The sequence below is a fragment of the Pseudonocardia acidicola genome (assembly GCF_012911935.1).
Taxonomy (GTDB): domain Bacteria; phylum Actinomycetota; class Actinomycetes; order Mycobacteriales; family Pseudonocardiaceae; genus Pseudonocardia; species Pseudonocardia acidicola.
Map to the genome: position 1 here is coordinate 1 of NZ_JAAXLA010000040.1, position 25916 is coordinate 25916.

The window sequence follows — 25916 nt, forward strand, 5'->3', positions numbered from 1 at the left end:
GGGGAGGCGGGCGTGGGCGGCGCCATCGCCGCGGTCGCCGGTGCCGTCAACGACGCGCTGCGCCCCCACGGTGCGCGCGTCACCGCCATGCCGATCACCCCGGAGGCCGTCCTGGAGGCGCTGGCCGGCGGAGTCCGGGAAGGGACGCAGCAGTGATCCCGACGACGTTCGACTACGCCACCCCGGGCGGTCTCGACGAGCTCACCGCGCTGCTCGCCGACGACCCGGCGGGGTCGGTCGTGCTCAGCGGCGGAACCTGGGTCGTCCCGAGCCTGAACCGGGGTGAGCTCGCGCCGCGGCGCCTGGTGGACCTGCGCCGGGCCGGTCTCTCGTCGATCGAGCGGTCGGGTGAGGTGATCCGGGTCGGCTCGACCGTCACCTACGCCGACCTGCTGGCCTCCCCGCTGATCGACGCCGAGCTGCCGCTGCTGGGCCTGATGGCCCGGGAGGTGACCGGCGGCCCGCAGATCCACCACCAGGGGACGCTCGGCGGGTCGCTGTGTGCCGCGCGTCCCGGCTCGGACGCGGCGGCGGCCGTCGTCGCGCTGGGCGGCGTCGCGGTCGTCGCCGGGCTCGATGCGGTCCGCCGGGTCCCGCTGGGGGAGTTCCTCCGCGACGCGTTCATCACCTGCCTCGCGCCGGGGGAGGCGCTGATCGCCGTCGAGTTCCCGGTGCAGCCGCCGTACGGCAGCGGTTACTACAAGCTCAAGCGGGGTGGCAGCAGCTGGCCCATCGCCACCGCCGCGGCGCTGGTCCGGCTCGGGGCGGACGGCGTCTGCGAGCGGGCGGTGCTCACCCTCGGGGCGGTCGCGGCGGTACCGGTCCCGGTGTCGGTCGGGCAGATCCTGCACGGCAGGCGACCCGAGCCCGGCCTGCTCGCGGAGGCGGCCCGGCTCGCGGCCGGCCAGGTCCGCGAACCCTGGGACGACGAGCTCGCCTCCGGCCGCTACCGCGCCGCAGTCAGCGGCGTCGTCGCCCGGCGCGCGCTGCAGCGCGCCCTCTCCGACACCCTCCAGGAGACCGTCCGATGACACCGCCGCCGACCACGCCGCCTTTCCAGCTCTCGGTGGTGCTCAACGGCGAACCGCGCTCGATGGCCGTCGATCCCCGGATGCTGCTGGTCGAGGCCCTTCGCGAGGGCTTCGGCCTGGCCGGGCCCAAGATCGGTTGCGCGACCGGGGACTGCGGCGCCTGCACCGTCCGGCTCGACGGCCGGATCGTGAAGTCCTGTCTGGAACTGGTGCAGGCCGCCGCCGGCAGCGAGATCACGACCATCGAGGGGATGGCCGACGGCGACCGGCTCAGCGCCGTGCAGCAGGCGTTCTGCGACCGCTACGGCTTCCAGTGCGGGTTCTGCCTGTCCGGGATGCTCTTCGCCGCCGAGGACCTGCTGGGCGCGAACCCCTGCCCCTCCGACGAGGAGATCCGCGACGCCATCCGCGGCAACCTCTGCCGCTGCACCGGTTACCAGAACGTCGTCGAGGCGATCCGCGAGGCCGGCGCCGGCCGTCGCGCCGCCGCCAGCAGCGAGGACTGACCGATGTCCGCCACCGAACACGTCACGAACGGAGAACGAGCCGTGCCTGCCGAACCCAGCCCGGCCGCGGAGGTCGCCGTGGAAGCCCTGAGGGACACACCGGTCTGGGTGGCCCTGGGGGCCGTGCCGTACTCGATCGAGTACCTCGACGTCGGCCCGTGGCGGACCCGGGTCCTGCAGGCGGGCGGCGGTGAGCCGCTGGTCCTGCTGGCCGGGACCGGAGGCCACCTGGAGGCCTACGCGCACAACATCGCCGCGCTCGCCGAGCGCTACCGGGTGATCGCCTACGACTACCCGGGCCACGGTTACACCACCCACGCCACCGCCGCCCTCGAACTGCCCGTCTACGTCGAGCATCTGCTCGGGCTGCTCGACACGCTCGGCATAGAGCGGGCGCACCTGAGCGGGGAGTCCCTCGGCGGCTGGGTGGCGGTCAAGTTCGCCGCCGCGCACCCCGGGCGGACCGGCCGGCTCGTGCTCAACACCCCCGGCGGAACCATGGCCCGGCCCGAGGTCATGGAGCGGATCCGCGGCCTGTCCCAGGCAGCTGCCGACGACCCGTCGGAGGAACGGATCCGCGCCCGGCTGGAGTGGCTGATGGCCGACCCGAAGACGGTGACCGACGAGCTCGTGGCCATCCGTCGCACGATCTACGCCCGCCCCGGGTTCGCCGAGTCGATGCGCCACATCCTCTGCCTGCAGGACCCGGAGGTCCGGCGCCGCAACCTCATCACGGACGAGGAGCTGGCGGCCGTCCCGAACGGTGCGATGGTCGTGTGGACCTCCGACGACCCGTCCGGTCCGGCTGCCGCCGGGACGGAGATGGCCGAGAAGATCCCCGGCGGTCGCTTCGAGTACATCGCGGGTGCGGGCCACTGGCCCCAGTGGGAGCAACGCGAGACGTTCAACCGGCTGGCGCTGGAGTTTCTCGGGAAGGCGTCGCCGTCGTCGAGTCCCCGGACCTGAGGAGCCATCCGTGGAATTCATCGTGGGCAATCTCGCGCACATCGCCGAGCTGGGGCAGGTCAAGCTCGCCGAGGACGTCGGGTTCACGCACTACGGCGCGGGGCAGGGGCCGCTGCACTCCAGCGACCCGTTCCAGTTCCTGGCCCTCGCGGCTCGCGAGACCGGCAGCATCCGGCTGGGCCCGTACGTGATGGATCCGCTCACCCGCGTCGCCCCGTCGGTGGCCAACTCCCTGGCGACGCTGCACCTGGTGTCGGAGGGCCGGGGGTTCCTCGGGATCGGGACCGCGAACTCGGCCCTGCACGCCATGGGCCGCAGAAGCGCCAGACCCGAGGAGCTGGCCGACGCCGTCGAGGTGGTCTCGGCGCTGGTCAAGGGTGGACGTATCGACCACACCTGGCGGGGCGAGACCAAGGCCGCGCAGCTGCTCGGTCCACCTGACGCCGGCTTCTTCCGCACAGACCCGGAGTTCCCGATCTACATCGCCGCCGGCGGACCCAAGGGCGTCGCGAACGCCGCGAGGTACGCCGACGCGTTGCTCTACTGCGCGGGCCCCAACCCCGAGTTCATCACGCTCATCCGCCGTGAGCTGGAGAAGGAGGTGGCCGCGGCGGGCCGGGCGCCCGGCAGCGTGAAACTGATCGGGGTCACCTTCTTCTACCGGCTGCGCAACGGGGAGACCTGGGAGGACGCGCTGACCAAGGGCTTCGGCACGACCGCCCCGATGGGCTCGGCGATCAGCGACATGGGGTACCTGAAGAAGTTCCGGGAGGAGATCGGTGCCGACATCGTGGACCGGTCGCTCACCGCGGTGTCCGCGGTGATGGGGGCGCCGGAGAACGTCGGCGCGGAAAGCCACCTGGACCAGTGGGACACCTACGCGAAGGGCTTCGACCCACGGCACATGCCGTTCATGTCGCAGGAGTTGCTCGACTTCTGGACGCTGTACGGGTCGCCGGGCGATCTCCTGGAGAAGGCCCAGTTGATGCTCGAGAGCGGGCTGGACGGGCTGAGCGTGTTCCTCTACAACCCGGCCACGGCGCGGCGCGACATCGCCGACATCGGCTCGACCATCCTCGCGCACATCTGATTCCGATCAATGCGGGAGCCGGGCCGGTCCCACCCCGGACCGCGGTTCGACCGGTTCAGCTCTCGGCCGGCCTGTCATGAGCCAGGCCGGCCGAGGACGGACTCGCCGCGGCGCGGTGGGCGAGCCCACCGCTGACCACGGGCGGGGGAGCGGCCGGTCGTCAGGAGGCGTCGACCGCCACCCCGGCGAACCTGCTGCGCAACGCCGCCTTGTCGATCTTCCCGACCGGCGTCTTCGGGACCGTGTCGACGAACGCGACCTGCCGCGGCTTCTTGTAGTCGGCCAGCCGCTCGGCGCAGAAGCCGACGAGTTCGGCCTCGGTCGCCATCTTCTGCGCGTGCAGCGAGATCACCGCCAGGACGGTCTCGCCCCATGTCTGGTCCGGGACGCCGATGACCGCCGCCTCCGCGACGGCGGGATGGGAGTACAGGACGTCCTCCACCTCCCGCGGGTACACGTTGGCACCACCGGTGATGATCATGTCGTGCTTGCGGTCGACGATGTAGAGGTAGCCCTCGGCATCCCGGATTCCGATGTCGCCGGTGTGCAGCCAGCCACCCTTCAACGCCTGCGCGGTCGCTTCCGGAAGGCCCCAGTAGCCGGCCATCACGTTCGCCCCCCGCAGGAGCAGCTCCCCGCGTTCCCCGGCCGGGCACTCCTCCTCCACGGATCCGACGCGCACCTCCACGTGCGTGATCTCCCGTCCGCACGACGCCAGCCGGCGCTGGTCTCCGTCGAGTCGGTGGTCCTCCTTGCGCAGGACGGTGCTGATGGTGGCGCTCTCGCTGAGCCCGTACATCTGGACGAAGATCGGTCCGAAGCGCTCCAGCGCGACGCCGAGCACCGGTACCGGGATCGGCGCCGCGGCGTAGAAGATCGTCTGCAGGCTGCTGAGATCGTGTGCGTCGAGCAGGTCGGGGCGCTGCAGCAGCAGCGCGATCATCGTCGGGACCAGGAACGCGTCGGTGACCCGGTATCGCTCGATGAGATCCACGACGGTCTCGAGGTCGAACGGCACGGCGATGACGGTCATGCCGCGCATGAGCGCGGCCATGTGCGGGATGCACGCCGCGTGGTAGTAGGGAACGCAGGCCAGGTAGACGCCCTCGGCGTTGTGGAACCCCTCGACCAAGAAGTTCGTCGCGCTGTGGATGAGGTTGGCGTGCGTGAGCTGGACACCCTTCGGGCGCCCCGTGGTGCCGCTGGTGTAGATCAGCATCGCGGTTGAGTTCTCCGCCGTGTCCACCCGGGGTGGGTTCGGCGACGCGCCGGCCACCATGGCCTCGAAATCCACCGTGCCCGGTACGGCGCCGTCCACCGTGATCACCTGGCGCAGCTGCGGCAGACGCGCCCCGACCGCCGCGACGGTGCCGAGCAGGTCCGTCGAGGTGACCACGACCGACGCGCCGGAGTCGGCCAGGATGAATCCGACCTCGTCGTGCTTGAGCCGCTCGTTGACGTTGACGGTCACCGCACCGAGGAGACCGACGGCGAAGGGGAGTTCGGCGCAGACCGCGGAGTTGCCGAGCAGCATGGCGACCCGGTCCCCGCTGCGGACACCGAGCGACGCCAGTCCGTTCGCGATCCGCACCGATCGTTGCGCCACCTCCGCGAACGAGTACCGACGGTCCCGACGCGGGTCGATCAACGCGATGCGGTCGGGCAGGGCCCGTCCCTGCTTGGCGAGGACGTCACCGAGAACTCTCATCATTCACCCTTCTCCGGCCCCGACCTGGATCGCACTGCACTGTTGATCGCACTGCACTGTTGATCGCACTGCACTGTCGTAGGTGTTCGCGCCGGTGGCGGCCCGATCGGCGAGCCGTCGAAGGCTCGCGGCGCGGTCCGCGGCCAGCTCGTCGACGATCGCCTGCGCCGTGGTCACCGAACGGACGCTGCCGACGCCGTGACCGGCCGACCACAGGCTCTTCCACGGCTTGGCCCCCTGCAGATCTCCCGAGAAATCGGCCGGCCCCACGCCGTCGATGTCGTAACCGGCGCGTTCGAGGCTGGGCCGCAACCAGTTGGCGGTCACGCCGGTGACGGCCCTGCTCGTCACGACGTCCGCCATCTCCGCGGCGAGCAGCATGTCGCGGTATCCGTCGCCGGCGAGGCTTTCGGTCGCCGCGATGAAGCGCGTTCCGATGTAGGCACCGTCCGCGCCGAGGGCCTCGACGGCGGCCACACCACCGCCGTCACCGATGCCGCCGGCGACGAGCAGCGGGCCGTCGTGGAAGTCGCGGACCGCGGGGACGAAGGCCAGCGGGCTGAAGGTCCCGGTGTGGCCGCCACCGCCCGCGCAGACGAGGACGAGTCCGTCGACGCCTGCAGCCAATGCCCGCTTCGCCTGGGCGAGTGTGGCGACGTCGGCGAAGACCTCACCCCCGTAGCCGTGGACGGTGTCCACGACGCGGTTCGGGGCGCCGAGGGAGGTGATCACGAGGTCGGGCCGGTACCGGCGGAGGATGTCGACCTCGGCGTCCAGACGCCGGTAGGTCCGGTGGGCGAACAGGTTCACCGCCCAGGTACCGCTGCCCGCAGCGCCGGCGGCGGCATCCGCGGCCACGCCGTCCCTGATCGTCCGGCACCAGCTGTCGAAGTCGGTGAGCTCGCGGGCGTTGGGCGCCGGGAAGGCTCCGACGATCCCGGCGCGGTGGGCGGCCAGTACCAGCTCGGGGCCGGACACCAGGAACATCGGGGCGGCGACGACGGGTATCCGCAGTCGAGCCAGCACCGGTGCCGGCGTCGCCGCTGTACCGCAGCCATCGTGAGCCGTGGCGGTCATGCGCGCCCCGCCGCGGGGTCGCCGGAGATCCGCTGCCCGCGGTGGTGGCGCCCGGATCGACGCACGTCGAGGCCGCCGTCGCTGGGTAGTACCGCGCCCGTCACGAAGGGGGCCTCGGTGGCGCTGGCGAGCAGGACGTACAGCGCTGCGTGATCTGCGGGTTCTGCGACGAAGCCCAGCGGCACCGTCTCCGCGACCCGGTCCATCAGCCCGGGCCGGTCGTCGAGTCGTCCCCGGCCGACGCCGGACTCCGACAGCCCGCTCAACCCCGTGGCGGTCGCACCCGGAGCGATGGCGTTGACCCGCACCTCGGGAGCGAGCTCGTGGGCGAGCTGGCGCACCAGCCCGACCACGGCGTGCTTGGCCGCGACGTACAGCGCCCCGCCGCCGCCGGCGTAGCGGCTGCTGCTGGAGGCGGTGAAGATCATGCTCCCCCGGGTCGTGCGTAGCGTGTCCGCCACCGTCCGCGCTCCCAGCAGGTAACCGAGGACGTCGACGGCGAACAGCTCGTGGAACGCGGCGGGTAGCTGATCGACCGGGATGTCCTCGAGCCGCGTCCACATGTCGTGCACGCCGGCATTGGCCACATAGGCGTCGACCGGCCCGAAACTCTGCGAGGTCGCATCGAGGACCGCCTCGTGGGCGGCGGCGTCGCGCACATCACCGCCCACGACGACCAGCCGGTCGGACCACTCGGCCCGCAGGTCGTGCAGCGCGTCGGGTCGCCGGTCGAGCACACCCACGCGCGCACCCTCGGCCAGGAACCGCTCCACCACGGCGCGTCCGATGCCGCTCGCACCGCCCGAGACGAGGGCGACCTGTCCGCGCAACCGCTCCGACCCGCTCACAGGAACGTGTTGATGTTCTGCGAGAGCAGCACGGACTGGCCCATCACGACGGTTCGCCGGGCGATCCGCAGCCCGTCGTCGGTCCTGCGGAGGACATCGGTGCGGCGGGCGCTGAGCACGTCCTCCTCGTCGTGGTTGCGGTTGCGGTAGCTCACCAGCACCGAGCGGACGAGCAGTTCGCCGGCCGCAGCAGGCTCCTCCCCGTCTCGGAGAGGGTCGGCACCGGGCTCCGCTGCGACCGCGTCGACCTCGATGTTCGTGACGAGATGGACGTGGCGGGTCGCCGGGTCCTCCGCCCAGGCGGTGGGGGCCTGGAAGCGAGCGACCCGCCGCGACAGGTCGGTGAAGTTGTCGTCGAAGTAGGCCATGTGCGACCGGATGACACTGCCCAACGGGTCGCGGCGCATCCGGTTCTCCACCCCCGGTACCCAGTAGCGGACGTCGGGGGTGAACAGTGCCAGCCAGTCGTCGTAGCGTTCCTCGTCCAGCAGCCGGGCCTCCCGGTAGAGGAATCGACTCACCTCGAAATGCAGCGCCATCTCGTCGATGAGATCGCTCACGAGGACACCTCCGACCAGCTTCGCGCGTCCATGAGCTGTGCCCACCGCTGCAGGAAGGCGCGTTGGTTCGCGTCGTTGACCTGGCCCCGGTGGACGTTTCCGGGCAGTTCGGGATGGTCGATGCCGGTCCCGAGACCCAGGCCGTAGTAGAGGCGCTGGCGGCGGGTGACGACGCCGTCGTTCGCCCGGGTCGCGTACTGCCAGTTGTCGCCGTCGTCCATCTCGAACACCCCGGCCGGCGAGAAGGTCATCATCACGCCCTTGCGGTAGGCCTCCTTGATCTCCTCGGGAGCGTTGCGGTTCACCAGCACCCAGGTCTGCAGCTCCGTCCGCTGCGGCCCGCGCGGCTGCCACACCCGGAACGTGCTCTGCCCGGGCAGGAAGGAGAAGTTGGGGAACACGTTCACCGAGGACATCGAGCCCACCATGCGCGCCCGGATCGGCCCCAACCGGTCCGCCATCTGCGCTTCCCGTGAACGCAGCCAGCTGATGACCGTGCGGTCGCCGAACGTGGCGGCGTTCCCGACCAGATCGAGGTTGAACTCCCAGCAGTGGCCGTTGACGTTGGCCTGGTAGCTGTTCTCGTAGGAGATCTTGCCGACCCCGTGGCCCAGCATCGCCTGTGCCCCGGAGTCGTGCGTCCAGCCGGCGTGCAGGGCGTCGCCGGCGAAGTTCTCGGCGGCGACCTTCCAGTTGCAGGGAAGCATCGAGCGGATGCAGCCGGGCAGGAACTCGGTGCCGCCCTCGTCGTTGTCCAGCATCACGTCGAGGTAGTAGGTGAACTCCCCGAAGTAGTCGGCGAGCGAGGGAGCCTCCGGGTCGAACGTCGCGAAGACGAGGCCCTTGTATGTGCCGATCTTCGCGACCGGGGTCAGCCCCAGCTTGCCCCGGTCGAAGCCGGGCGTGCGCTCGAAGGCCTCGCCCTCGTGCATCCCCACGAGGCTGCCGTCCAGGCCGAAGGACCAGCCGTGGTAGTTGCACACGAACCCTCGCGCTGTGCCCGCCTCGGCGTGGCAGACGACGTTGCCCCGGTGCGGGCAGCTGTTGAGGTACGCCCCGATCGTGCCGTCACGGCCACGCACGACGATCACCCGGTCCTGGCCCATCCACGTCGTGATGAAGTCGCCGGGCCGGGGGAGCTGCGACTCGTGCGCCAGGAACAGCCAGGCCCGCGCGAAGATCCGCTCCAGTTCGAGGGCGTAGATGTCGGGGTCCCAGTAGATCGAACGGTCCACCCAGCCCTCGTCGGCGTCGATCAGGTGCCCGATCTCGGTCATCGCCCGGCTCATGCCGCACTGCCCGAGGACGGGTCGGCGGCGTTCGGGTCGGCGGGTTCTGCGTCGAGCAGGACGCTCACCATGCCGTCGGTGACCTCGACCCGGTAGGTCCTCAGGTCCTCGGTCGCGGGGAAGCAGAGGGCGGCACCGGTGCGCACGTCGAACCGGGCCCAGTGCACAGGGCAGCTGACCTCGGCGCCTTCGAGGTCGCCCTCGGCGAGGCTGGCGAGCGCGTGGGTGCACGTGTCCGCCGTCGCGTGAAACTCGCCGTCCACGTTGTACACCGTGATCGCCTCGGTGCCCGGCGCCTCGACGCGGCGCATCGCCCCCGGGGGTAGCTCGGCCACCGGGCACACACTCGTCCGCCGCTCGGCTCGCTGCATGACAGCCGTCCTCGCCTCTCGTCGTCCGTCGGAACATGACCTGGTCACGCGGCGTGCACCTCGACGAAGCCGAGGCCGGTGATCCACTGCGGCACGGGCTGGTATGCGATCAGCTCGCCACGGCGGTTCGGGACGGCGGACAGCGCCGCGGCGAAGTTCCTGATCTCCAGCGCCCCGTTGCCGCCGTCGCGCACCACGTCGTCGTCGCTCATCGCGCACAGGCCCTCGACGTCGCCTGTGGTGACGAGCTCGAGGATCATCTGGTCGAACTCGGTGTTGACCCGTCCCATGTCGGCCTCGCCGACGGAGTGGCTGATCCCGCCGCTGCCGATGACCGCGACGCGCTCGTCGCCCGGCCACGCCTCGACGGCGCTGCGCACCAGCCGGCCCAGGAGCGCGGCGCGCCGCATCGGGATCACCGGGTCGACGCCGCAGGCCAGGTAGAAGGGGATGACGGGGAGGTCACCCGCCGGGGCGACGACGAGTTGCTGGGGAATGGCGACGCTGTGGTCGACCGTGAGGACCTTGGCGCACGCGAGGTCGAAGTCCCCGGCCAGCACGTGACGCAGGACGTGGTCGGCCAGTTCGGGGTGGTGCGGGACGACCCGGCGGTCGAGGCCCGGCATCCGGTCGATCGGACCGTCGAGCTCGCCGATCCCGATGACCGCCTGCGGCAGGCAGCCGGGACCGAAGAGGATGTAGTGATCGGTGCCGAAGACGACGACGACGTCCGCGCGCAGCTCGGCGAGGCGCCGGGATGCCTCGGCATAGGCGTCGAACACGGCGCCGGACACCTCGGCCGGTACCGCGCCGGGTGCGGCGAAGATCAGCGGGTCGTGCGGGACGAGGAAACCTCCGACGATCTGTCCCATGACTACGCCTTCCCCTCGGTGTCCCGCGGCCCCGCGATACGCCGCAGATAGCTCGCCATGTCCTGGCGGGCGAGCTGCCAGTAGCCCATGAGCAGCATCGGATTGACCCCTCGTTCCCGGAGCGCGTGCAGGTCGAAGGCGCAGATCAGCTCGATCTCCTCGGTGGTGAGGCGGTAGGTCGCGAGAAGCGCCCGTGGGTCGTCCCGGAAGGCCTTCCTGGCCGTCCGGTCGACGCTGAGGTCGTAGAGGACCTTCTCGAGCATGGTCTGGCTCATCCGAGCCCCTCGGCGAACAAGCTGACCTGCTCTGCGAAGGCGACCGGCCGCTCCAGCTGGACCCAGTGCCCGCAGCGGCCGAACACGTGCAGGTCGGCCGCCGGGATGTGCCTGCTCGCGAACAGCCCCGCCTCGAGCGGCACGACCCGGTCCTGCTGACCGTGCAGGATCAGCGCGGGTGCGGTGACCTTGGCCAGGAACCCCGCACCGGCCCCGCGCACCGTGCCGCCGTCGGTGCCCGCCGGTTCCGGGACGAGCCGGCGGAACGCCTCCTGCGCGCCGGGCCGCGCCGAGAGCGCGTACCGCGCAGCGACCATCTCGTCGGTCACGATGTCCGGGTCGAAGGGGAACTCCTGCAGGATCGCCCGCATGTTGTCCGGGCTCGGTTCGTAGTACCAGCCCGAGCGCAGCCCCGCGGTCATCGGGAACTCCCCGGCCGGGGTGCCGAGCAGCACCAGGCCGGTGACCCGCTCCGGGGCGAACACCGCCGTCGCGATCGCGAGCGCACCGCCGAAGCTGTTGCCGACGAGGACCGCGCGGTCGACCTCCAGCGCGTCCAGAAACGCCAGCAGGTGGGCGACCCACAGCTTGATGTCGTACCGGCCGTCTTCCCTGAATTCGGTCAGCCCGTATCCGGCGATGTCCGGGGCGATTGTGCGGAAATTTCCGGCAAGCAGCGGTGTCACGCCGTTCCAGTTGCTGTACGCACTCACGCCTGGTCCGGACCCGTGGAGCAGGACGAGAGGCGCGCCGTCACCGTTGTCGTAGTAATTCGTCCGGTGTCCGGCGGCCTGCACCGTCAAGCCCGCCGGAACTTCCCGAGAATGCTCGGTGACTGTCATGACGCTCCGTTTTGATAGGGCTATCAATGGCCGACAGTCTGCGCTCGTGCGCACGCACGAGTCAAGAGGCCGCGCGACCACCGTCGGCTCGGGCGGGCGGGCGCGGCGCGGCTAGGCTGCTCCGATGGCACGTCGAGCTCCGGAGCCGCACGGCACAGTCAGCACCGGCGACAAGGGGGAGCCGGCTCGTGGGCCCGACGGCGACGGCGACTGGGATCGCCGCCGGCGGGAGATCCTCGAAGCCGCCGCGCAGGTGTTCTACCTGCGCGGCTTCGAGCGCGGGACGACGAAGGAGATCGCGGCGCTGGTCGGGCTGACCCAACCGGCCATCTACCACTACGTGGGCAGCAAGCACGATCTCCTGGTGGAGATCGCCCGCCAGGTGGACAGGGACTTCGCCGCCTCCACCGCTGCGGCGTTCCGGGCCAGCACCGACCCGGTCGAGCAGTTGCGCAGCGTGATATTCGCGTTCACCGCTGCGCTGGCCCGCAACCGGTACTCCTACGCCGTGTACTGGAAGGAGTACCGGACGTTCCCGCCCGACGTCGCCCGTGCGGTCGCGGCCGACACGCGGTCGTTCATCGAGCAGGTGACTCAGCTCGTCGAGCGCGTCCAGGCCGTCGGCGCGCTGCCCGCGGACCAGCCCACCGAGATCATCACGAACGGCCTGCTCGGCATGCTGTCCTGGATGTACTGGTGGTACCAGCCGGACGGGCCGCACACTCCCGACAGCATCGCGCGGGCCTTCATCGCACTGATCGGACTGCCCGACGGACCTCCGCCCCCTGCTCTGGATGCGTCGCTGCGATCCGCGCCGCCTCCGGAGTCGCCATCGGCAGCCGACCGGGACCGACCGGGCCCCTAGTCGACGGTGTCGCCGTTGTGCGACAGGAACGCTGCGGGACACCGTGGTCCACCTGTGGACGTGCGCGGACGACGGACGGATCACGCAGTTCCTGAGCTTCGGACGAGAGCCTCAGCTGTCGGGCGGGAAATCGAAGACGTAGCCCACTCCGCGGACCGTGCGGATGTGGGTCGGCGAGTCCGGGTTCTCCTCGATCCTGCAGCGCAGCCGCCTGATGTGAACCTCGAGATACTTGCGGTCGGCGGTCCTCGGGCCCCACGCGGCGTCGAGCAGTTCGCGGCGGCTGACCACGCGGCCCGCGTTGCCCATCAGCTGGCGCAACAGCAGGAACTCCTTGTGGGGCAGGTTCACGGGCGCACCCCGGACGAACAGCTGGTGCCCGTCGACCTGCAACTCCACGTCACCGATCGCGATGAAACGCAGATGTCCGAGCGTCTGCGGGTAGACCGCCAGGTAGCGGATCGTGGGCGGCTCGTGAACGAAGTGACGATCGGACGCGGACATCAGCCGAATCGCCCCGAAACATAGTCCTCGGTGGCCTGCTCGCGGGGTTGCGAGAAGATCCTCTCGGTGTCGTCGAGCTCGACGAGGCGGCCCGGCTGGCCCGGGCCGGGCAGGTTGAAGAAGCCGGTCCGGTCCGATATCCGGGCGGCCTGCTGCATGTTGTGGGTGACGATGACGATCGTGTACTCCCGCTTGATCTCGCTGATGAGGTCCTCGATCGCGAGGGTGGAGATCGGGTCGAGGGCCGAGCAGGGCTCGTCCATCAGGAGCACGTCGGGCTGCACGGCGATCGCGCGGGCGATGCACAGCCGCTGTTGCTGCCCGCCGGACAGACCGCCCCCCGGTTTGTCCAGCCGGTCCTTGACCTCCGGCCACAGGTTCGCGTCCCGCAACGCCTGCTCGCACATGTGCTCGAGCCGCGGCCTGTCCCGCACGCCCTGCAGTTTCAGGCCGGCGACCACGTTGTCACGCACCGACATGGTGGGGAACGGGTTGGGCCGCTGGAAGACCATGCCGACGGTGCGGCGCACCTGGACCGGGTCGACGTCGGGGGCGTAGATGTCCTCGTCGTCCAGTTCCACCCGGCCGACGACCCGTGCTCCGGGGATGACCTCGTGCATCCGGTTGAGGGTGCGCAGCACGGTCGACTTGCCGCAGCCCGAGGGGCCGATGAAGGCGGTCACCGCCCGGGCCGGTATCGACAGGCTGACCTCTTGCACGGCGTGGAACTTGCCGTAGTAGATGTCGACGTCCTTCATCCGGATCTGCCTGGCCATGACGAACCCACTTCTCAGCCGCGGACGCGCGCGAAGCGCGCGATGAATCGGGCGATGATGTTCAGCAGCAGCACGATGATGATCAGGACCAGGGCGGCGGCCCAGGCCCGGTTGATCGCCGTCTCGTCGGGCAACCCCGCCTCCTGGTACACGAACAGCGGCAGTGCGGCCTGCGGGCCGGAGAACGGGTTGGCGTTGAGCGCGGTGTTGCCGAAGACCGTGACCAGCAGCGGCGCCGTCTCCCCGGTCACGCGGGCCACCGCCAGCATCACCCCGGTGACGATGCCGGGGAGGGCGGTGGGGAGCACGATCCGCAGCACGGTCACCCACTTGCGGACGCCCAGGGCGTAGCTGCCCTCACGCAGGCCGGCCGGCACGATCTTCAGCATCTCCTCGGTGGCCCGCACGACGGTCGGGAGCATGAGGATCGCCAGCGCCAGCGCACCGGCGAAGCCGGAGAACGGCTGGCCCAGCGCCAGGATCCAGAACGCCAGGATGAACAGGCCGGCGACGATCGACGGCAGTCCGGTCATGACGTCGACGTAGAAGCTCACCAGTCGCCCGAGCCGGCCCGAGCTGTACTCCACCAGGTAGATGGCGACGACGATGCCGAACGGGACCGCCAGCAGCGTCGCCAGCCCGACCTGCTGGATCGTGCCGACGATGGCCTGGTAGATCCCCCCGTCGGGGTCCTGCTCGGCGACCCCGCGCATCGTGGTCGTCAGGAACGCCGGGCTGAGCGCCTGCAGGCCCTTGACGATCGTGAAACCGAGGACCGCCACCAGCGGGAGCACCGCGGCGACGGTGCAGACCACCAGCATGGTGGTGACGAAGCGGTCCTTCGCTTTCCGTGAACCTTCGACCACGGCGGACAGGGCGGTCTGCGCGACGATGTAGAGCACGGCGGCGAACACCAGGAAGTCGGCGCGCCCCTGCATCGGTGTGACGGCGAACAGGAGCGCGGTCACGGCCACCGCTGCGACCGCGATCGCCGGGAGCGCCCAGCCCGGCAGTCGCGGTCGGCGCAGCATCGGAGGAGCGGCAGGGGTGCCGGGGGTGCTGCTCACAGCGCCCCCCCGCGGCCGTTGCGGCGGACGATCGCTCGCGCGGCGAAGTTGACGACGAGGGTGATGACGAACAGCACGAGACCCGAGGCGATCAGGGCACCCCGGCCGATGGCTCCGGCCTCTCCGTAGCGGTTGGCGATGTTGGCGGCGATCGTGTTGCCTCCGGGTTCGAGGATGTGGATGCTGATCTCGTAGTTGGCGGAGAGGACCAGCGCGACGGCGATCGTCTCGCCGATCGCGCGCCCGAATCCCAGCACCGTCGCGCTGATGACGCCCGAGCGTCCGTAGGGCAGCACGGCGGTGCGGACCATCTCCCATCTGGTGGCGCCGATCGCCCACGCCGCTTCCTTGTGGTCCGCGGGCGTCTGCGCGAAGACCTCCCGAGAGATCGCGGCGACGATCGGGAGGACCATCACCGCGAGCACGATGGACGCGGCGAAGACCGACTTCCCGTAGGTGCCGTTCGAGGCGAACAGCGGGATGAACCCGAGATAGCGGTTCAGGAAGGTCGCGAGCGGGATCAGGGCCGGGACGAGGTAGATCAGCCCCCAGAGACCGAAGATCACGCTCGGCACGGCGGCGAGCAGGTCCACGACGTAGCCGAGCGGGCGGGCCAGCCACCGCGGGGCGTACTGGCTGGTCATCAGCGCGACACCGATCGCCACGGGCACGCTGATGAGCAGGGCGAGCAGGGACGTGAGCACGCTCCCGAAGGCCACGGCGGCGATGCCGAAGGACACCGGTGTGCCGTCGGGGTCCCAGTTGAGCGTGGTGAAGAAGTTCGTTGTGTTCGCGGCGAGAGCGGGGATGGCCTCGATGACGAGGAAGACCGCGATCGCCGCCATGATGACGAGCAGCAGCGCGCCGGATCCTCGCGCGAGGATCGCGAACACCGCGTCGCCATGTGCCCGTTCGCGTGTCCGCAGGGGCCTATCGGGCTGGGCGCCGTCCGGCGGCGTGCCGTGCCGGGACCGGCGCCGTCCGGCGGAGCCGCGCCGGACCCATGCGTTCAGCGACGTCACGCGCTGGTTCGGTTCGTCCATCCCACCGCCTCACACCCGGGCTCCCGCACCGAACGCCTCATCGCAGGGAGCCGACCGCCTGCTGGACCTTCTGCTGCAGGTCGGCCGGCAGCGACACGTACCCCAGCGCCGGCAACTGCTGCTGGCCAGGAGCGCTGGCGGCGTATCCCAGGAAGTCCTTGAGCAGCGGCAACTTGTCCGCGGTATTGCCGGCCGAACAGACGATCTCGTACGTGACGAGAACGTTCGGATAAGCGTTGGGGTCGGTGTTCGTGTAGTCGAACTGCAGGCGCACATCGTTTCCCGACCCCACCACCTTCGCCTTGGAGATGAAGTTCGTGGTGTTTTCCGGTGTGGCCTCGACGAACTGGCCGGCGGCGTTGCCCACCTTCGCGTAGGGGATCTGGTTCTGCGTCGCGAACGACAGTTCCATGTAACCGATCCCGCCCGGCGTCGACTTCACGCCCTGGGCGATTCCCTGAGTGCCCTTCGCGCCCTGGCCGGCCGGGGCCGGCCAGTTCTTGTCCACTCCGTAGGTCCAGTCGGCCCTGGCCTCGTTCGCGAGATAGCTGGAGTAGTTATAGCTCGTTCCGGACCCGTCCGATCGGTGGAACGTCTGGATCGCGAGCGACGGGAATCGAACACCCGGGTTCTCCTGCGCGATCGCCGGATCATTCCAGTTCGTGATCTTCCCGCTGAAAATCTTGGCCTGGGTGCCGGCCGACAGGTTCAGGTTGTTCACCCCGGGCACGTTGTAGCCCACCACGATCGGGCCGGCCACCATCGGGAGGTTGATCGCAGGCCCGGTTTTGCAGCGTGCGTTGGCGCTGTCCTGTTCCTGGCCCTGAGCCAGCGGGAAGTCGGAGCCCGCCCAGTCGACGGTGCCCTGGGTGAACTGCTGGACGCCCTGCCCGGAGCCGCCGCCGCCATAGTTGATGTTCGCATTGGAGCAGGCGGCGAGATACTGCTTGATCCATTGCGCCATCGCGTTCTGCTGGGCGGTCGACCCGGATCCTGTCAGGGCTCCCGAAGCGCAGGTAATCCCTGCCGCGGAAGCGGAATTGGCCGACGATCCGGAATTGTCCGAACCGCATCCGGAGAGTGCGAGCGCCGAGACGGTCAGCGTTGCAGTGATCGTGACCTTCGTAGAAATTCGCACGGGACCTCCGAGATGTCGGAATCCGGGCTCGAGAACTCCGGCGCGGCCGGGTCGAATGCTCAAGGTACGGGCGGCCGGGTTTACAGCGACAGCTCCTCAGGTGAACGAACGATGAACAAGCTTGAGGTGTGGTGCAGTTTCGGTGCTCCGAATGGCGCAGGCGCGGCCTGCTGTCACATCTCTGCCGGGAAAAGAGCAACGATCCGGGCTCAGCCGCGCCGCACATTCGTCGAAGTCGACGAGGAGATGTCGCGGGCCGCGCAGGATCGGGTTCGGCTCGGAGGGTCGGAGGTTCGGAGGGTCGGCGGTGAGGTGGGGATTCACCACGCGCCGCGCGAACTCGGTCGGCGCGACGCGGGTTTCCAGCCGGGCCGAGGGCGTGCCGAAGCAGTAGCGGATCCCGCAACCGAAGCCGGGGTGCCGGGTGTTCCTGCGGTCGGGATCGAACCGGTCCGGATCGCGGACGCAGTCCGGGTCGCGCTTCCCGGCGGCGTAGACCACGGTGACGGGGTAGCCAGCCTGGTTGGTCATACCGCCGATGTCGATGACGAGTTGCGTCGCCCGGACCGTCATCTCGGCCTGCGGTGGCAACTCGGCGGGCCAAGCCACCGACCTGTCCGACCGCGGACACCCGGTGGTCATCTGCGTCCGAGGCGGCGCGCTCTCCGCCGACATGTCCAGCTCGATCCCAGCGGGTTCGTCCGAACCGGGACGACTCTGGAACCCGGCGCCCGGCGACAGCCGGAATGGCGCCGGGTCGGGGGCGTCGGGGACGGCCTCTGGGGGAGGGCCCGGAGGCGCGCATGGAACAGGCGTTCGAATCTGTCGGTCCCTCGTCCTACCGTGCGAGCCGTGCCCATGTCGATCACCCGCTCGCACCCGGGTGAGCCTGCTACCACCCCGCAGAGACGCCGCCGCGCTCGTACCGGTGGCCGTGTCCGGGCCACGGCGGCGGATCGGGACCGCGGGTGGCTGCGGCGCGGGCCGATCGGATGCCATCTCACGATAGGAGCCGGACCGATGCCGCTCCCGAACCCGAACCCGAACCCGCCAACGCTCACCCGCCGGCACCTCGCGATGCTGCAGGCCGTCGCAGTAGGCCGCGGCGAGGCGCTGTGCGGCTGCGAACCCGATCTGCTCATCGACGGCCGCTACTGCGACCACCTGGCGTCGCACGAGCTCTTCCGCGCCGGGCTCATCATCACCGTCGAGCCGGGAGTGTTCGGGCAGCGCGTCGCCGCTGTCCTCACCGACAGCGGGCGCAAGGTTCTCGGGGCCGTCTGAGGTATCGGCTGCTCACGGCCCAGGACCTGCTCGTCGTGCTCGCGGAGAACACGACACATGCGGCGCTGACCGGTGAGAACCAACTGCAGGGCACAACTGCGGGGACGGGCTGCCCCGTGCGCCGGACTGCACTCGGACGGCATGGACGCTCGACGCGATCTGTGGCGGTGCCGGGCGCGACGAGTCGCTGAACATGATCTCCGTCAACCGCGAGTACGCGAGCAGCAGGTGGACCTGGGCCGCCGACACGCCAAGGCTGCGCTGGCCGCCGGGTGGCAGACCTGATCTCGCGAGTCGCCGGCAGCCCCGGCCCACGTTCTCGGCGCAGGTCGGTGTGGCGCTCACGTGGGGGTGCCGCGGGGGCGGGGTCGGTGCTGCCAGTCGTTGCCTCGCCAGCGCTCGAGCCAGGGATCGGTGGCGATCATGGGAAGGAGGGTCTGCCACATCGCAGTGACCCGCGCCCACAACTCGTCGTCGGTGGCGGTGAGGTCGCAGATCACGTGATGTCCGGTGATCGTGGCGACGATCGATCGGGCCAGGTGTGTGCGCCGGGTGGCGTCGAGGCCGGGCCGCAACAGTCCGGCCTGCGCGGCGGCGCCGAGTTGGGTGACGACGGCGGACTCTGCGTAGCCGTACTGGCGATCGGCGATGTCGGCAGTCTGCAGGGAGCGCAGCGTCGGATCGTGCAGCAGCCGGGTGGAGCCGCGCACGATGGGGTGGCCGAGCAGGCGGGCGATGGCCTCGTCGCATTCGGCGAGAAGGGTTTCGAGCGGGTCCAGGCCGCGCTCGGCGACGTCGGCGACCACCTCGGTCCAGACGGCGTTCACCTCCGTGATCACCGCCTCGGCAAGAGCGTGCTTGCCGGCGAAATGGAAATACAGCGCGCCCTTGGTGACCCCGGCGGCAGCGACGATCTCGCTCAGCGACGCACCGTGGTAGCCGGCGGCGTAGAACTGGTCGGCTGCGGCGAGCAGCAGGGCCCGCCGGGTCGCGCGGGCCCGGTCCGGTGCTCGCGCAACCGGGGCAGTGGAGTCGTCAGTGGAGTCGTCAGTGGAGTCGTCGCCGACCGCGTCCGCGTCCACCCGTACCCCCAATCCGACCCGACCGTCCTATACGGACGGTACCGGCGAGACGGCGTCGCTGACCGGGTGAAATCCCGGCCGGCCGCGCTGCGTCGCACGATATGTTCGGATGGGGGCTTTACTGGCCCTTTTGGTAATTATCCGCCGTTCGGACGTAACGCATCGCCGGATTCCGCGGCATGTGGGCGAGTATGTGTGGCCCACATCTCATACCGTGCGGTATGTTGTGACGGCATTCCCGCTCAGATCCTGGCGGTCATCGATCCACAGATATGCCGGCCTGCACCGTCGCAGCGGCCAGAGTGGAGGACTCGCGGTATGTGCACCGGTATCGGACGGCCCCACTCCCCACCGTCACCTCCACCACCGAGGCCGGGTCAGGGCCGCTGACCCACCGCGGCCGCGGTTCCCGGGCGCGGCGCCCCCTCGGCGACGGACCGCCGATCCGGCGCGCGAGGGCGCCCGGCTCCGTGCCGCTCCCAGCGCGGTGACACCGGTACCCCCGAGCGCGCGGCGCCTCCCGGTGCGTGCGGCGGGTCGATGCCGCCGACCCCTGCCTGGCCCGCGCCCACGGTGCGGGCCCGGCAGCAAGTCCCCAGATCCCGGACCTGGACGATGGCCGAGGCTGACTGACGATGACCGCACCCCCCGACCGGACCACACCTCACGACCCCAGCCGTCCCGGGTCGGTCTCCGACCGGGTCGGAAGTGTCCTCGATTCCCTCGCCGAGGGCTACGGCGCCCGACAGGCCGGGATGATGCGGCCGGCCGATCGGGCTGAGCCGTGCGCGCGACTGCTCCGGCCTGCGGTGGCTGTGCCGGTGGTGGGGAAGAGATGAGTACCGACGGCGACCCTCCGGCGGCAGCGCCCGCATGTGATCCGGGGCAGGTCGCGAGGTTGAGCGACGCCGAATGCCCGGCCCTGGCCGGGTTGGCACGGTTGCGGCTGCGCCGCTGGCGCACCGTCATCGTGGTCGCCGCCCACCTCGACGAGGAGTTGTGCGCTGCCGGGGGGCTGTTGGCCAGCCTCGCCGGGCATGCCGATCTGCGAGTGCTGGCGGTCACCGACGGCGACGGCGGCACCCCGCGTCGCCTCGACCGGGCCGCGGCCCAGCGGCTGCGCCGGCGGCGCGCGAAGCTCGCCGCGGCCTATCAACACCTCGGGCTGGGGTCGGCGACCCGCTACCGGCTGAGCCTGACCAGCGGCGCCGTCGCTGCCGCCGAACACGACGTCGTCGCGGCGATCAGTGAACTGCTCGGCTTCGCCGACCCGGCCGGGTTGTTGTGTCTGGCCCCGTGGTCCGGCGACGGGCACCCCGACCACGACGCGGTCGGGCGCGCCGCGACGCTGGCCTGTCAGGCCTACCGCACCCGTCTCGCCTCCTATCTGGTGACGCCGTGGGAGCAGCCGGGCTTTCCCGATCTCCCCGTGAACCGGGTGTGCCGGTTTCTGCTACCGGAGGTGCTGCGCACCCGCAAGAACCAGGCCCTCGCCCACCTGATCAGCCCGCACCACCGCAGCACACCGGGACGGACGGGCTCCGCGCCCGGTCCGCAGGGTCATGCCTGCGAGGTGTTCGTCACATGACCCCACGCACGCCCCGTCCGGTTCGGTGGGCGCCGCCGCGGGTACGCCCGGGCGCTGATGGCGTCGCCGTGGCGCCGCGCACGGAGAGGGGAACCGACGTGGCTGACAAGCCGACGGTGGCACTGCTCGGCACGGGGATCATGGGATCGGCGATGGGGCGCAACCTGCTCAAAGCCGGGTTTCCACTGCGTGTCTGGAATCGCACCCAGGAGAAGGCGCAGCCGCTGGCCGAGCAGGGTGCGGTGCTGGGAACGACTCCGGCGGACGCGGTCGAGAGCGCCCAGGTGATCATCACCATGCTGCGCGACGGTGACGCCGTGCTGCACGCGATGAACGAGGCGGCGCCCAAGCTGGGCCGCGGCCAGATCTGGGCCCAGATGTCCACGACCGGGCCACAGGCTGTTCCCGCAGAGGCGGCGTTCGCCGACGAGTACGGGCTGACGCTGGTCGACGCGCCGGTCCTGGGGACCAAGCAGCCTGCCGAACAGGGCCAGTTGGTCATTCTCGCGGCCGGTCCCCAGTCGGTGCGCCCGGTGGTGCAGTCGGTGTTCGACGTGCTCGGCAAGAAGATCCTCTGGGTCGACGACAACGCTGCACGCGCGGTGGCCAGCAAGCTCAAGCTCGTCGCCAACAACTGGGTCATCGGCCTCACCAACGCCGTCGCCGAGACCATGGCGCTGGCCAAGGGAGCGGAGGTCGACGCCCGGGCCTTCCTGGACGCCGTCGAGGGCGGCCCGCTCGACGTGCCCTACCTGCGGATCAAGGCGAAGGCGATCCTGGAGAACAACTTCGAACCCTCGTTCGCCCTGGAGAACGCCACGAAGGACGCGGCCCTGATCGTCGCGCTGGCCCACGAGTGCCATGTGAGCCTCCCGGTGGCCGAGGCCATGCTGGCGCGAATGCGCAAGGCGATCGAAATGGGGCATGGCGACGAAGACATCGCTGCCACCTATTTCGCCAGTTTCGACAGGTGAGCGGACTTTTCGCCATCGACTGTCGTCAGAACGCCCTACTGTCGGACCGTGCGGCTTCCCGACGGCGTCCACAGGATGATCGGGCTGTGCCTGGTGGGCGGGCTCGTGCTGGCCGGATTCCTCGCACCGGTCACCGTCGGGCTGGGGTGGTTGTCGAACAAGGTGAGCGGATCCACTGACCCTGTTTCCGCGCAGTTGGTCGGCAAGCGGGTCTCCACCGGGTTGCCGCTGGTCACCACGGTGCTCGATCGCAATGGTGCGCTGATGGCGGTGCTGTCCGACCAGTACCGGCTGCCGGTTTCCTACGAGCAGATCGCGCCGACCATGACGGCGGCCATCGTGTCGGTGGAGGACCGGCGCTTCTTCGAGGACTCGGGTGTCGATGTGAGAGCCGCTCTGCGGGCGGTGTTGCACAACAGCGTGGGGGGCAGCCTGCAGGGCGCCTCGACGATCACCCAGCAATACGTGAAGAACTTCCTGATCAACGTGGTGGACCGGAACGATCCGATGGCCCAGCAGGCTGACCGGGCCGACACGCTTGCACGCAAACTGCGGGAAGCCGAGATCGCGGTCCAGATCAACCACATCATGCCGAAAACCGACATTCTCGCGGGCTACCTCAACGTCGTGGAGTTCTCCGGGAACATCTACGGCATCGGCGCCGCGGCGCGCGCCTTCTTCGAGACCACGCCGGACCGCCTCACCGTGCCGCAAGCGGCGCTGCTGGCCGGGATGGTCAACAATCCCACTCGGTACAACCCCTACACGCACCCCCAGCAGGCCATGGGCCGCCGGAACACGGTCATCGACTCGATGGTGCAGAACCAGTCGCTGTCCGCCGCGGACGCCGCCGTGGCGAAGGCCGCCCCGCTGGGAGTCGTGCCGGGCGGGCCGACGATCCCGGGCACCGGCTGCATGTCCGCCGCCCCCGACGCCGGGTTCTTCTGCGACTACGCGGTCCGCTACCTCGAACAGGCCGGCTTCACCGCCGACCAGGTCGACGCCGGCGGCTACACCATCCAGACCACGATGGACCCGACCATCAGCGGCACGATCAAGAACGCGGTCGACAAAAATGTGGCGCCCACCCAGGACGGGGTCGCCAACACCTTCGCGTTGATCCAACCGGGCACGGTCTCCCATCAGGTGCTGGCCATGGTCGCGAACCGCAGCTTCGGCACCGACGCCGACCGCGGACAGACCGCCAGGAACATCGTCGCCGACGCGAGCAACGTCTTCGGCGCCGGCTCCTCGTTCAAGATCTTCACCACCGCCGCGGCACTGGAGACCGGCAAGGTCGGCTTCAACTCCACGCTGCCCGACCCGTCCAGCGAGTGCTTTCCGCCGCTGAAGGTGGACCGGGACACCCGCTGCTACCCGGTGCAGAACGTGCAGGACGGACCCCCGTACCCCGATCCGATCAGCCTTCAGGCCGCGCTCGCCACCTCTCCGAACGTCGCCTTCGTGGACCTGGAGGCGAAGGTCGGAATGCCCGCTGTGCTGCAGATGGCCGAACGGCTCGGACTGCGCCGGACGCTCGCCACGAGCGACGCCGGTGGCACCCCGATCAGCGATCCGGCCGATCCGCTGTCGAAGAACCCGCAATACAACCAGCCGCAGTCGCAGTACTTCCAGAATCTGCTGTCGTTCACCCTCGGCAACAGCCCGGTCAGTCCGCTCGAGATGGCCAACGTCGCCGCCACGCTCAAGAGCGGCGGCACATGGTGTCCGCCCGACCCGATCCTCTCGGTCACCGACCGCAACGGCCGCCCGGTCCAGATCGCCCGGCCGCCGTGTCAACAGGTCGTCGCACCCGCTCTGGCCAACACCCTGCTGGCCGGGTTGAGCCAGGACACGGTCAGCGGCACCTCCGCGACGGCGGCCAGGGCCGTGGGCTGGACCCGGCCGGACATCGGCAAGACCGGCACCACCGAGGAGAGCAAGTCGGTGGCGTTCATCGGCGCCGCGAACAACTACGCCGCCTCGTCGATGCTCTTCGCCGACGGCTCCAACCCCCAGGAACTCTGCCCGGGACCGCCGGTACACCTGGGGAACTGCGGTAACGGCGCGTTCGGCGGCACGGTCGCCGCACCACCGTACTTCCAGGCCATGAGCCAGATTCTCGCCGGACAACCCGACCAGCCGATCCCGGGCCCGGATCCGGCCTACGCCGAAGCCGGGGCCCGTGCCCCGATCGTGCCCTACGTGGTCGGTCAGGACAGCGCTGCCGCGCAGCAGACGGTGCAGCAGGCCGGATACCCGGTGGCGCTGCAGCAGATCGACTCGACGACCGCGGCGGGCCGCGTCGTCGGCCAGACACCGCAAGGCAACGCCGACCCGCACACCCCGATCACCGTGTTCGTCAGTTCCGGCACGACACCCACCGGCTGACGAGCCGGCCGGGCATATCGGGATGTCCCACTGTCGCCCTGTGCGGGGAGTAGGGTCGTCGAGATCCGGAAGGGGCGGCATCCCTTCGCCGAGATGTCCGCCAAGCCGGTTCAGCGAAGGAAGCGATGTCATGACCGCTCGCCGGTCCCGACACGATGCAGCCGCCGAGCCACCTCCGACCACCCGCAACACAACCGGCCGAGTCGGGACGAGGACCCGCATCCGCGCCTGGGCGGGCTGGACCGGCGCCGGTGTGGCCGTCGTCGTGGCCGCTGCACTGATCATCTTCGTGGTGCAGAACCTGGGTTCGGTACCGATCGCCTTCGTCAGTCTGCACGGGCAGTTCCCGCTGGCGGCTGCGCTGCTGGTCGCCGCCGTCGGTGGCGCGGTCCTCACCGCCGCACTCGGCGGCAGGCGCACCATGCGGCGACGCCACACGGCCCGGCGCGACCACTCCCGCGCTTAGAGCCCGCTGACCGCACCGGGTACCGGGGGACCGCCGCCGGGCACGGCTGCCGGCAGGTCGTCCCGCTGATCTACCGACTGCTCACGCCGGGACCCGGAGGATGAGGGCTTCGCCCTGGCCGCCGCCGCCGCAGAGTCCGGCGGCGCCGGTTCCGCCGCCGCGGCGTCGCAGTTCGAGGGCGAGGTGCAGGGTGATGCGGGCGCCGGAGGCGCCTACGGGGTGGCCCATGGCGATGGCGCCGCCGTTGACGTTGACGTTGTCGGGGGTGATGTCGAGGTCGCGCATGGATTGGATGGCGACGGAGGCGAAGGCTTCGTTGATCTCGAACAGGTCGATGTCGGTGGGGGTGAGGTGTTCGCGGTGCAGGGCTTTGGTGATGGCGTTGGCGGGTTGGGACAGCAGGGAGGGGTCGGGGCCGGCGACGACGCCGTGGGCGCCGATCTCGGCCAGTACCGGCGTGCCGAGTTCCTCGGCCCTGGTGCGGCTCATCACGACGACGGCGGCGGCGCCGTCGGAGATCTGTGAGGCCGAGCCGGCGGTGACCGTGCCGTCGGGGGTGAAGGCGGGCCGCAGCTTGCCCAGGCTCGCTGCGGTGGTGCCGGGTCGTACCCCTTCGTCCTCGGTGACCGGCATCGGGTCGCCGCGGCGCTGGGGTACCGGGACGGGCACGATCTCGTCGTCGAACAGGCCGTTTTTGCGTGCGTCGGTGGCGCGTTGGTGGGACATGGCCGAGTACTGGTCCTGTTCGGTGCGGTCGATGTGGCGGGCGGTGGTGTAGCGGTCGGTGGCCTCGCCCATGCTGAGTTGGTCGAAGGTGCAGAACAGGGCGTCGTGCGCGGTGGCGTCGATGAGTTCGGAGTTGCCGTAGCGGTAGCCGGTGCGGGCGCCGGGTAGTAGGTAGGGGCCGGCGGTCATGGATTCCATGCCGCCGGCCACGATGGTGTCGAACTCGCCGTAGCCGATGAGTTGGTCGGCGGTGGCGATGGCGTTGAGCCCGGACAGGCAGACTTTGTTGATGGTCACGGCGGGCACGGTCATGGGGATGCCGGCTTTGGCGGCGGCTTGGCGGGCGGTGATCTGGCCGGTGCCGGCTTGGATGACGTGGCCCATGATGACGTAGTCGACCTGGTGGCCGGGGATTGCGGCCCTGTCCAGTGCTGCGGCGATGGCGATGCCGCCCAGGTCGACTGCGGAGAGGTCCTTGAGCGAGCCGGCGAGTTTGCCGATCGGTGTGCGTGCGGCGCCGACGATGACTGATCCTGGCATGGGATCACTTCCCTGACGTGGAGTTACTTCTCGCCGC

Annotated in this window: 27 protein-coding genes; 10 read left to right on the forward strand and 17 right to left on the reverse strand. The window is 70.2% G+C overall.

Translation table 11 applies throughout. The features are described 5' to 3' along the window. Positions 1-152: 152 nt before the first annotated feature. The 4 genes from HF526_RS20385 to HF526_RS20400 are packed head-to-tail and all read left to right on the forward strand — an operon-like array spanning position 153 to position 3593. Positions 153-1031 (forward strand): FAD binding domain-containing protein, encoded by an 879-nt coding sequence (locus tag HF526_RS20385; protein ID WP_169383140.1) that lies wholly within the window; start codon positions 153-155, stop codon positions 1029-1031. After that, a complete protein-coding gene (locus HF526_RS20390; protein ID WP_169383141.1) occupies positions 1028-1537 on the forward strand; it encodes a (2Fe-2S)-binding protein in 510 nt (169 codons plus the stop codon). Before HF526_RS20385 ends, HF526_RS20390 begins: the two co-directional genes overlap by 4 nt. A gap of 3 nt (positions 1538-1540) precedes the next feature. Then, positions 1541-2503: an alpha/beta fold hydrolase gene (locus HF526_RS20395; RefSeq protein ID WP_169383142.1), complete on the forward strand. Its 963-nt coding sequence runs from the start codon at positions 1541-1543 to the stop codon at positions 2501-2503. Between the two features lie 10 nt (positions 2504-2513). After that, entirely contained in the window at positions 2514-3593 is a 1080-nt protein-coding gene (locus HF526_RS20400) for an LLM class flavin-dependent oxidoreductase (RefSeq protein WP_169383143.1), read from the forward strand. 160 nt (positions 3594-3753) lie between these two features. On the opposite strand, the gene HF526_RS20405 is transcribed toward HF526_RS20400, so the two are convergent. From HF526_RS20405 to HF526_RS20445, 9 genes are read right to left on the reverse strand one after another with little or no spacing between them, the layout of a single operon-like run. Beyond that, positions 3754-5301 (reverse strand): long-chain-fatty-acid--CoA ligase, encoded by a 1548-nt coding sequence (locus tag HF526_RS20405; RefSeq protein ID WP_169383144.1) that lies wholly within the window; start codon positions 5299-5301, stop codon positions 3754-3756. Positions 5302-5304: 3 nt separating this feature from the next. Next, the gene (locus HF526_RS20410; RefSeq protein WP_211177539.1) at positions 5305-6327 is read right to left on the reverse strand and encodes an NAD(P)H-dependent flavin oxidoreductase; all 1023 of its coding nucleotides are present in this window, start codon (positions 6325-6327) and stop codon (positions 5305-5307) included. A 47-nt stretch (positions 6328-6374) separates the two neighbouring features. Continuing rightward, positions 6375-7226 (reverse strand): SDR family oxidoreductase, encoded by an 852-nt coding sequence (locus tag HF526_RS20415; RefSeq protein WP_211177540.1) that lies wholly within the window; start codon positions 7224-7226, stop codon positions 6375-6377. After that, positions 7223-7786: a 3-phenylpropionate/cinnamic acid dioxygenase subunit beta gene (locus tag HF526_RS20420; protein ID WP_211177541.1), complete on the reverse strand. Its 564-nt coding sequence runs from the start codon at positions 7784-7786 to the stop codon at positions 7223-7225. The genes HF526_RS20415 and HF526_RS20420 overlap by 4 nt, the downstream gene beginning before the upstream one ends. Beyond that, the gene (locus HF526_RS20425; RefSeq protein WP_169383146.1) at positions 7783-9075 is read right to left on the reverse strand and encodes an aromatic ring-hydroxylating oxygenase subunit alpha; all 1293 of its coding nucleotides are present in this window, start codon (positions 9073-9075) and stop codon (positions 7783-7785) included. Before HF526_RS20425 ends, HF526_RS20420 begins: the two co-directional genes overlap by 4 nt. Then, positions 9072-9446 carry a bifunctional 3-phenylpropionate/cinnamic acid dioxygenase ferredoxin subunit gene (locus HF526_RS20430; RefSeq protein WP_169383147.1) on the reverse strand — a complete coding sequence of 125 codons (375 nt, stop codon included), beginning with the start codon at positions 9444-9446 and terminating at the stop codon, positions 9072-9074. Before HF526_RS20430 ends, HF526_RS20425 begins: the two co-directional genes overlap by 4 nt. A 44-nt stretch (positions 9447-9490) precedes the next feature. Continuing rightward, positions 9491-10318, reverse strand: a complete 828-nt coding sequence (locus HF526_RS20435; protein WP_169383148.1) for a DODA-type extradiol aromatic ring-opening family dioxygenase — start codon at positions 10316-10318, stop codon at positions 9491-9493. 2 nt (positions 10319-10320) lie between these two features. Continuing rightward, positions 10321-10593 (reverse strand): extradiol ring-cleavage dioxygenase, encoded by a 273-nt coding sequence (locus HF526_RS20440; RefSeq protein WP_169383149.1) that lies wholly within the window; start codon positions 10591-10593, stop codon positions 10321-10323. Further along, positions 10590-11435 (reverse strand): alpha/beta fold hydrolase, encoded by an 846-nt coding sequence (locus HF526_RS20445; RefSeq protein ID WP_169383150.1) that lies wholly within the window; start codon positions 11433-11435, stop codon positions 10590-10592. The genes HF526_RS20440 and HF526_RS20445 overlap by 4 nt, the downstream gene beginning before the upstream one ends. Positions 11436-11559: 124 nt before the next feature. Between HF526_RS20445 and HF526_RS20450 the strand changes: the two genes are divergently transcribed. Continuing rightward, positions 11560-12300, forward strand: a complete 741-nt coding sequence (locus HF526_RS20450) for a TetR/AcrR family transcriptional regulator (RefSeq protein ID WP_169383151.1) — start codon at positions 11560-11562, stop codon at positions 12298-12300. Positions 12301-12411: 111 nt separating this feature from the next. Here the strand turns inward: HF526_RS20450 and HF526_RS20455 are convergent, their stop codons facing one another. From HF526_RS20455 to HF526_RS20480, 6 genes are all read right to left on the reverse strand, one after another. Beyond that, positions 12412-12804: a winged helix-turn-helix domain-containing protein gene (locus HF526_RS20455; RefSeq protein ID WP_169383152.1), complete on the reverse strand. Its 393-nt coding sequence runs from the start codon at positions 12802-12804 to the stop codon at positions 12412-12414. Further along, entirely contained in the window at positions 12804-13580 is a 777-nt protein-coding gene (gene pstB / locus HF526_RS20460; protein WP_169383153.1) for a phosphate ABC transporter ATP-binding protein PstB, read from the reverse strand. The genes HF526_RS20455 and pstB overlap by 1 nt, the downstream gene beginning before the upstream one ends. Before the next feature lie 14 nt (positions 13581-13594). After that, a complete protein-coding gene (pstA, locus tag HF526_RS20465) occupies positions 13595-14647 on the reverse strand; it encodes a phosphate ABC transporter permease PstA (protein ID WP_338051623.1) in 1053 nt (350 codons plus the stop codon). Continuing rightward, on the reverse strand, positions 14644-15690 hold the full coding sequence (gene pstC / locus HF526_RS20470; protein WP_169383154.1) for a phosphate ABC transporter permease subunit PstC: 1047 nt from the start codon (positions 15688-15690) through the stop codon (positions 14644-14646). Before pstC ends, pstA begins: the two co-directional genes overlap by 4 nt. Positions 15691-15727: 37 nt before the next feature. Next, entirely contained in the window at positions 15728-16828 is a 1101-nt protein-coding gene (gene pstS / locus HF526_RS20475; RefSeq protein ID WP_169383155.1) for a phosphate ABC transporter substrate-binding protein PstS, read from the reverse strand. Between the two features lie 96 nt (positions 16829-16924). Beyond that, positions 16925-17401, reverse strand: a complete 477-nt coding sequence (locus HF526_RS20480) for a cytochrome P450 family protein (protein ID WP_169383156.1) — start codon at positions 17399-17401, stop codon at positions 16925-16927. Between the two features lie 447 nt (positions 17402-17848). Here HF526_RS20480 and HF526_RS20485 point away from each other — a divergent pair, with 447 nt between their 5' ends. Beyond that, positions 17849-18112 (forward strand): hypothetical protein, encoded by a 264-nt coding sequence (locus HF526_RS20485; protein ID WP_169383157.1) that lies wholly within the window; start codon positions 17849-17851, stop codon positions 18110-18112. A gap of 341 nt (positions 18113-18453) precedes the next feature. Here the strand turns inward: HF526_RS20485 and HF526_RS20490 are convergent, their stop codons facing one another. Beyond that, on the reverse strand, positions 18454-19194 hold the full coding sequence (locus HF526_RS20490) for a TetR family transcriptional regulator (protein ID WP_169383158.1): 741 nt from the start codon (positions 19192-19194) through the stop codon (positions 18454-18456). 898 nt (positions 19195-20092) lie between these two features. Between HF526_RS20490 and HF526_RS20495 the strand changes: the two genes are divergently transcribed. The 4 genes from HF526_RS20495 (at position 20093) to HF526_RS20510 (ending at position 24613) form a co-directional block, all read left to right on the forward strand. Next, positions 20093-20782: a PIG-L deacetylase family protein gene (locus HF526_RS20495; protein ID WP_169383159.1), complete on the forward strand. Its 690-nt coding sequence runs from the start codon at positions 20093-20095 to the stop codon at positions 20780-20782. Between the two features lie 68 nt (positions 20783-20850). Next, a complete protein-coding gene (locus tag HF526_RS20500; protein WP_338051624.1) occupies positions 20851-21756 on the forward strand; it encodes an NAD(P)-dependent oxidoreductase in 906 nt (301 codons plus the stop codon). A gap of 48 nt (positions 21757-21804) precedes the next feature. Then, positions 21805-24147 (forward strand): transglycosylase domain-containing protein, encoded by a 2343-nt coding sequence (locus HF526_RS20505; protein ID WP_338051625.1) that lies wholly within the window; start codon positions 21805-21807, stop codon positions 24145-24147. A gap of 130 nt (positions 24148-24277) precedes the next feature. Then, a complete protein-coding gene (locus tag HF526_RS20510; protein WP_169383160.1) occupies positions 24278-24613 on the forward strand; it encodes a lipopolysaccharide assembly protein LapA domain-containing protein in 336 nt (111 codons plus the stop codon). Between the two features lie 81 nt (positions 24614-24694). On the opposite strand, the gene HF526_RS20515 is transcribed toward HF526_RS20510, so the two are convergent. Continuing rightward, positions 24695-25879, reverse strand: a complete 1185-nt coding sequence (locus tag HF526_RS20515) for an acetyl-CoA C-acetyltransferase (RefSeq protein ID WP_169383182.1) — start codon at positions 25877-25879, stop codon at positions 24695-24697. Between the last annotated feature and the right edge of the window lie 37 nt (positions 25880-25916).

Bases quoted from the DNA above. Each gene is read 5' to 3' on its own strand.
- HF526_RS20485 (WP_169383157.1), top strand. From the start codon at position 17,849: ATGCCGCTCCCGAACCCGAACCCGAACCCGCCAACGCTCACCCGCCGG.
- HF526_RS20445 (WP_169383150.1), bottom strand. From the start codon at position 11,435: ATGACAGTCACCGAGCATTCTCGGGAAGTTCCGGCGGGCTTGACGGTG.
- HF526_RS20425 (WP_169383146.1), bottom strand. From the start codon at position 9,075: ATGAGCCGGGCGATGACCGAGATCGGGCACCTGATCGACGCCGACGAG.
- HF526_RS20430 (WP_169383147.1), bottom strand. From the start codon at position 9,446: ATGCAGCGAGCCGAGCGGCGGACGAGTGTGTGCCCGGTGGCCGAGCTA.
- HF526_RS20395 (WP_169383142.1), top strand. From the start codon at position 1,541: ATGTCCGCCACCGAACACGTCACGAACGGAGAACGAGCCGTGCCTGCC.
- HF526_RS20390 (WP_169383141.1), top strand. From the start codon at position 1,028: ATGACACCGCCGCCGACCACGCCGCCTTTCCAGCTCTCGGTGGTGCTC.
- pstC (WP_169383154.1), bottom strand. From the start codon at position 15,690: ATGGACGAACCGAACCAGCGCGTGACGTCGCTGAACGCATGGGTCCGG.
- HF526_RS20480 (WP_169383156.1), bottom strand. From the start codon at position 17,401: ATGACGGTCCGGGCGACGCAACTCGTCATCGACATCGGCGGTATGACC.
- HF526_RS20515 (WP_169383182.1), bottom strand. From the start codon at position 25,879: ATGCCAGGATCAGTCATCGTCGGCGCCGCACGCACACCGATCGGCAAA.
- HF526_RS20450 (WP_169383151.1), top strand. From the start codon at position 11,560: ATGGCACGTCGAGCTCCGGAGCCGCACGGCACAGTCAGCACCGGCGAC.
- HF526_RS20440 (WP_169383149.1), bottom strand. From the start codon at position 10,593: ATGAGCCAGACCATGCTCGAGAAGGTCCTCTACGACCTCAGCGTCGAC.
- HF526_RS20405 (WP_169383144.1), bottom strand. From the start codon at position 5,301: ATGAGAGTTCTCGGTGACGTCCTCGCCAAGCAGGGACGGGCCCTGCCC.
- HF526_RS20455 (WP_169383152.1), bottom strand. From the start codon at position 12,804: ATGTCCGCGTCCGATCGTCACTTCGTTCACGAGCCGCCCACGATCCGC.
- HF526_RS20435 (WP_169383148.1), bottom strand. From the start codon at position 10,318: ATGGGACAGATCGTCGGAGGTTTCCTCGTCCCGCACGACCCGCTGATC.
- pstB (WP_169383153.1), bottom strand. From the start codon at position 13,580: ATGGCCAGGCAGATCCGGATGAAGGACGTCGACATCTACTACGGCAAG.
- HF526_RS20510 (WP_169383160.1), top strand. From the start codon at position 24,278: ATGACCGCTCGCCGGTCCCGACACGATGCAGCCGCCGAGCCACCTCCG.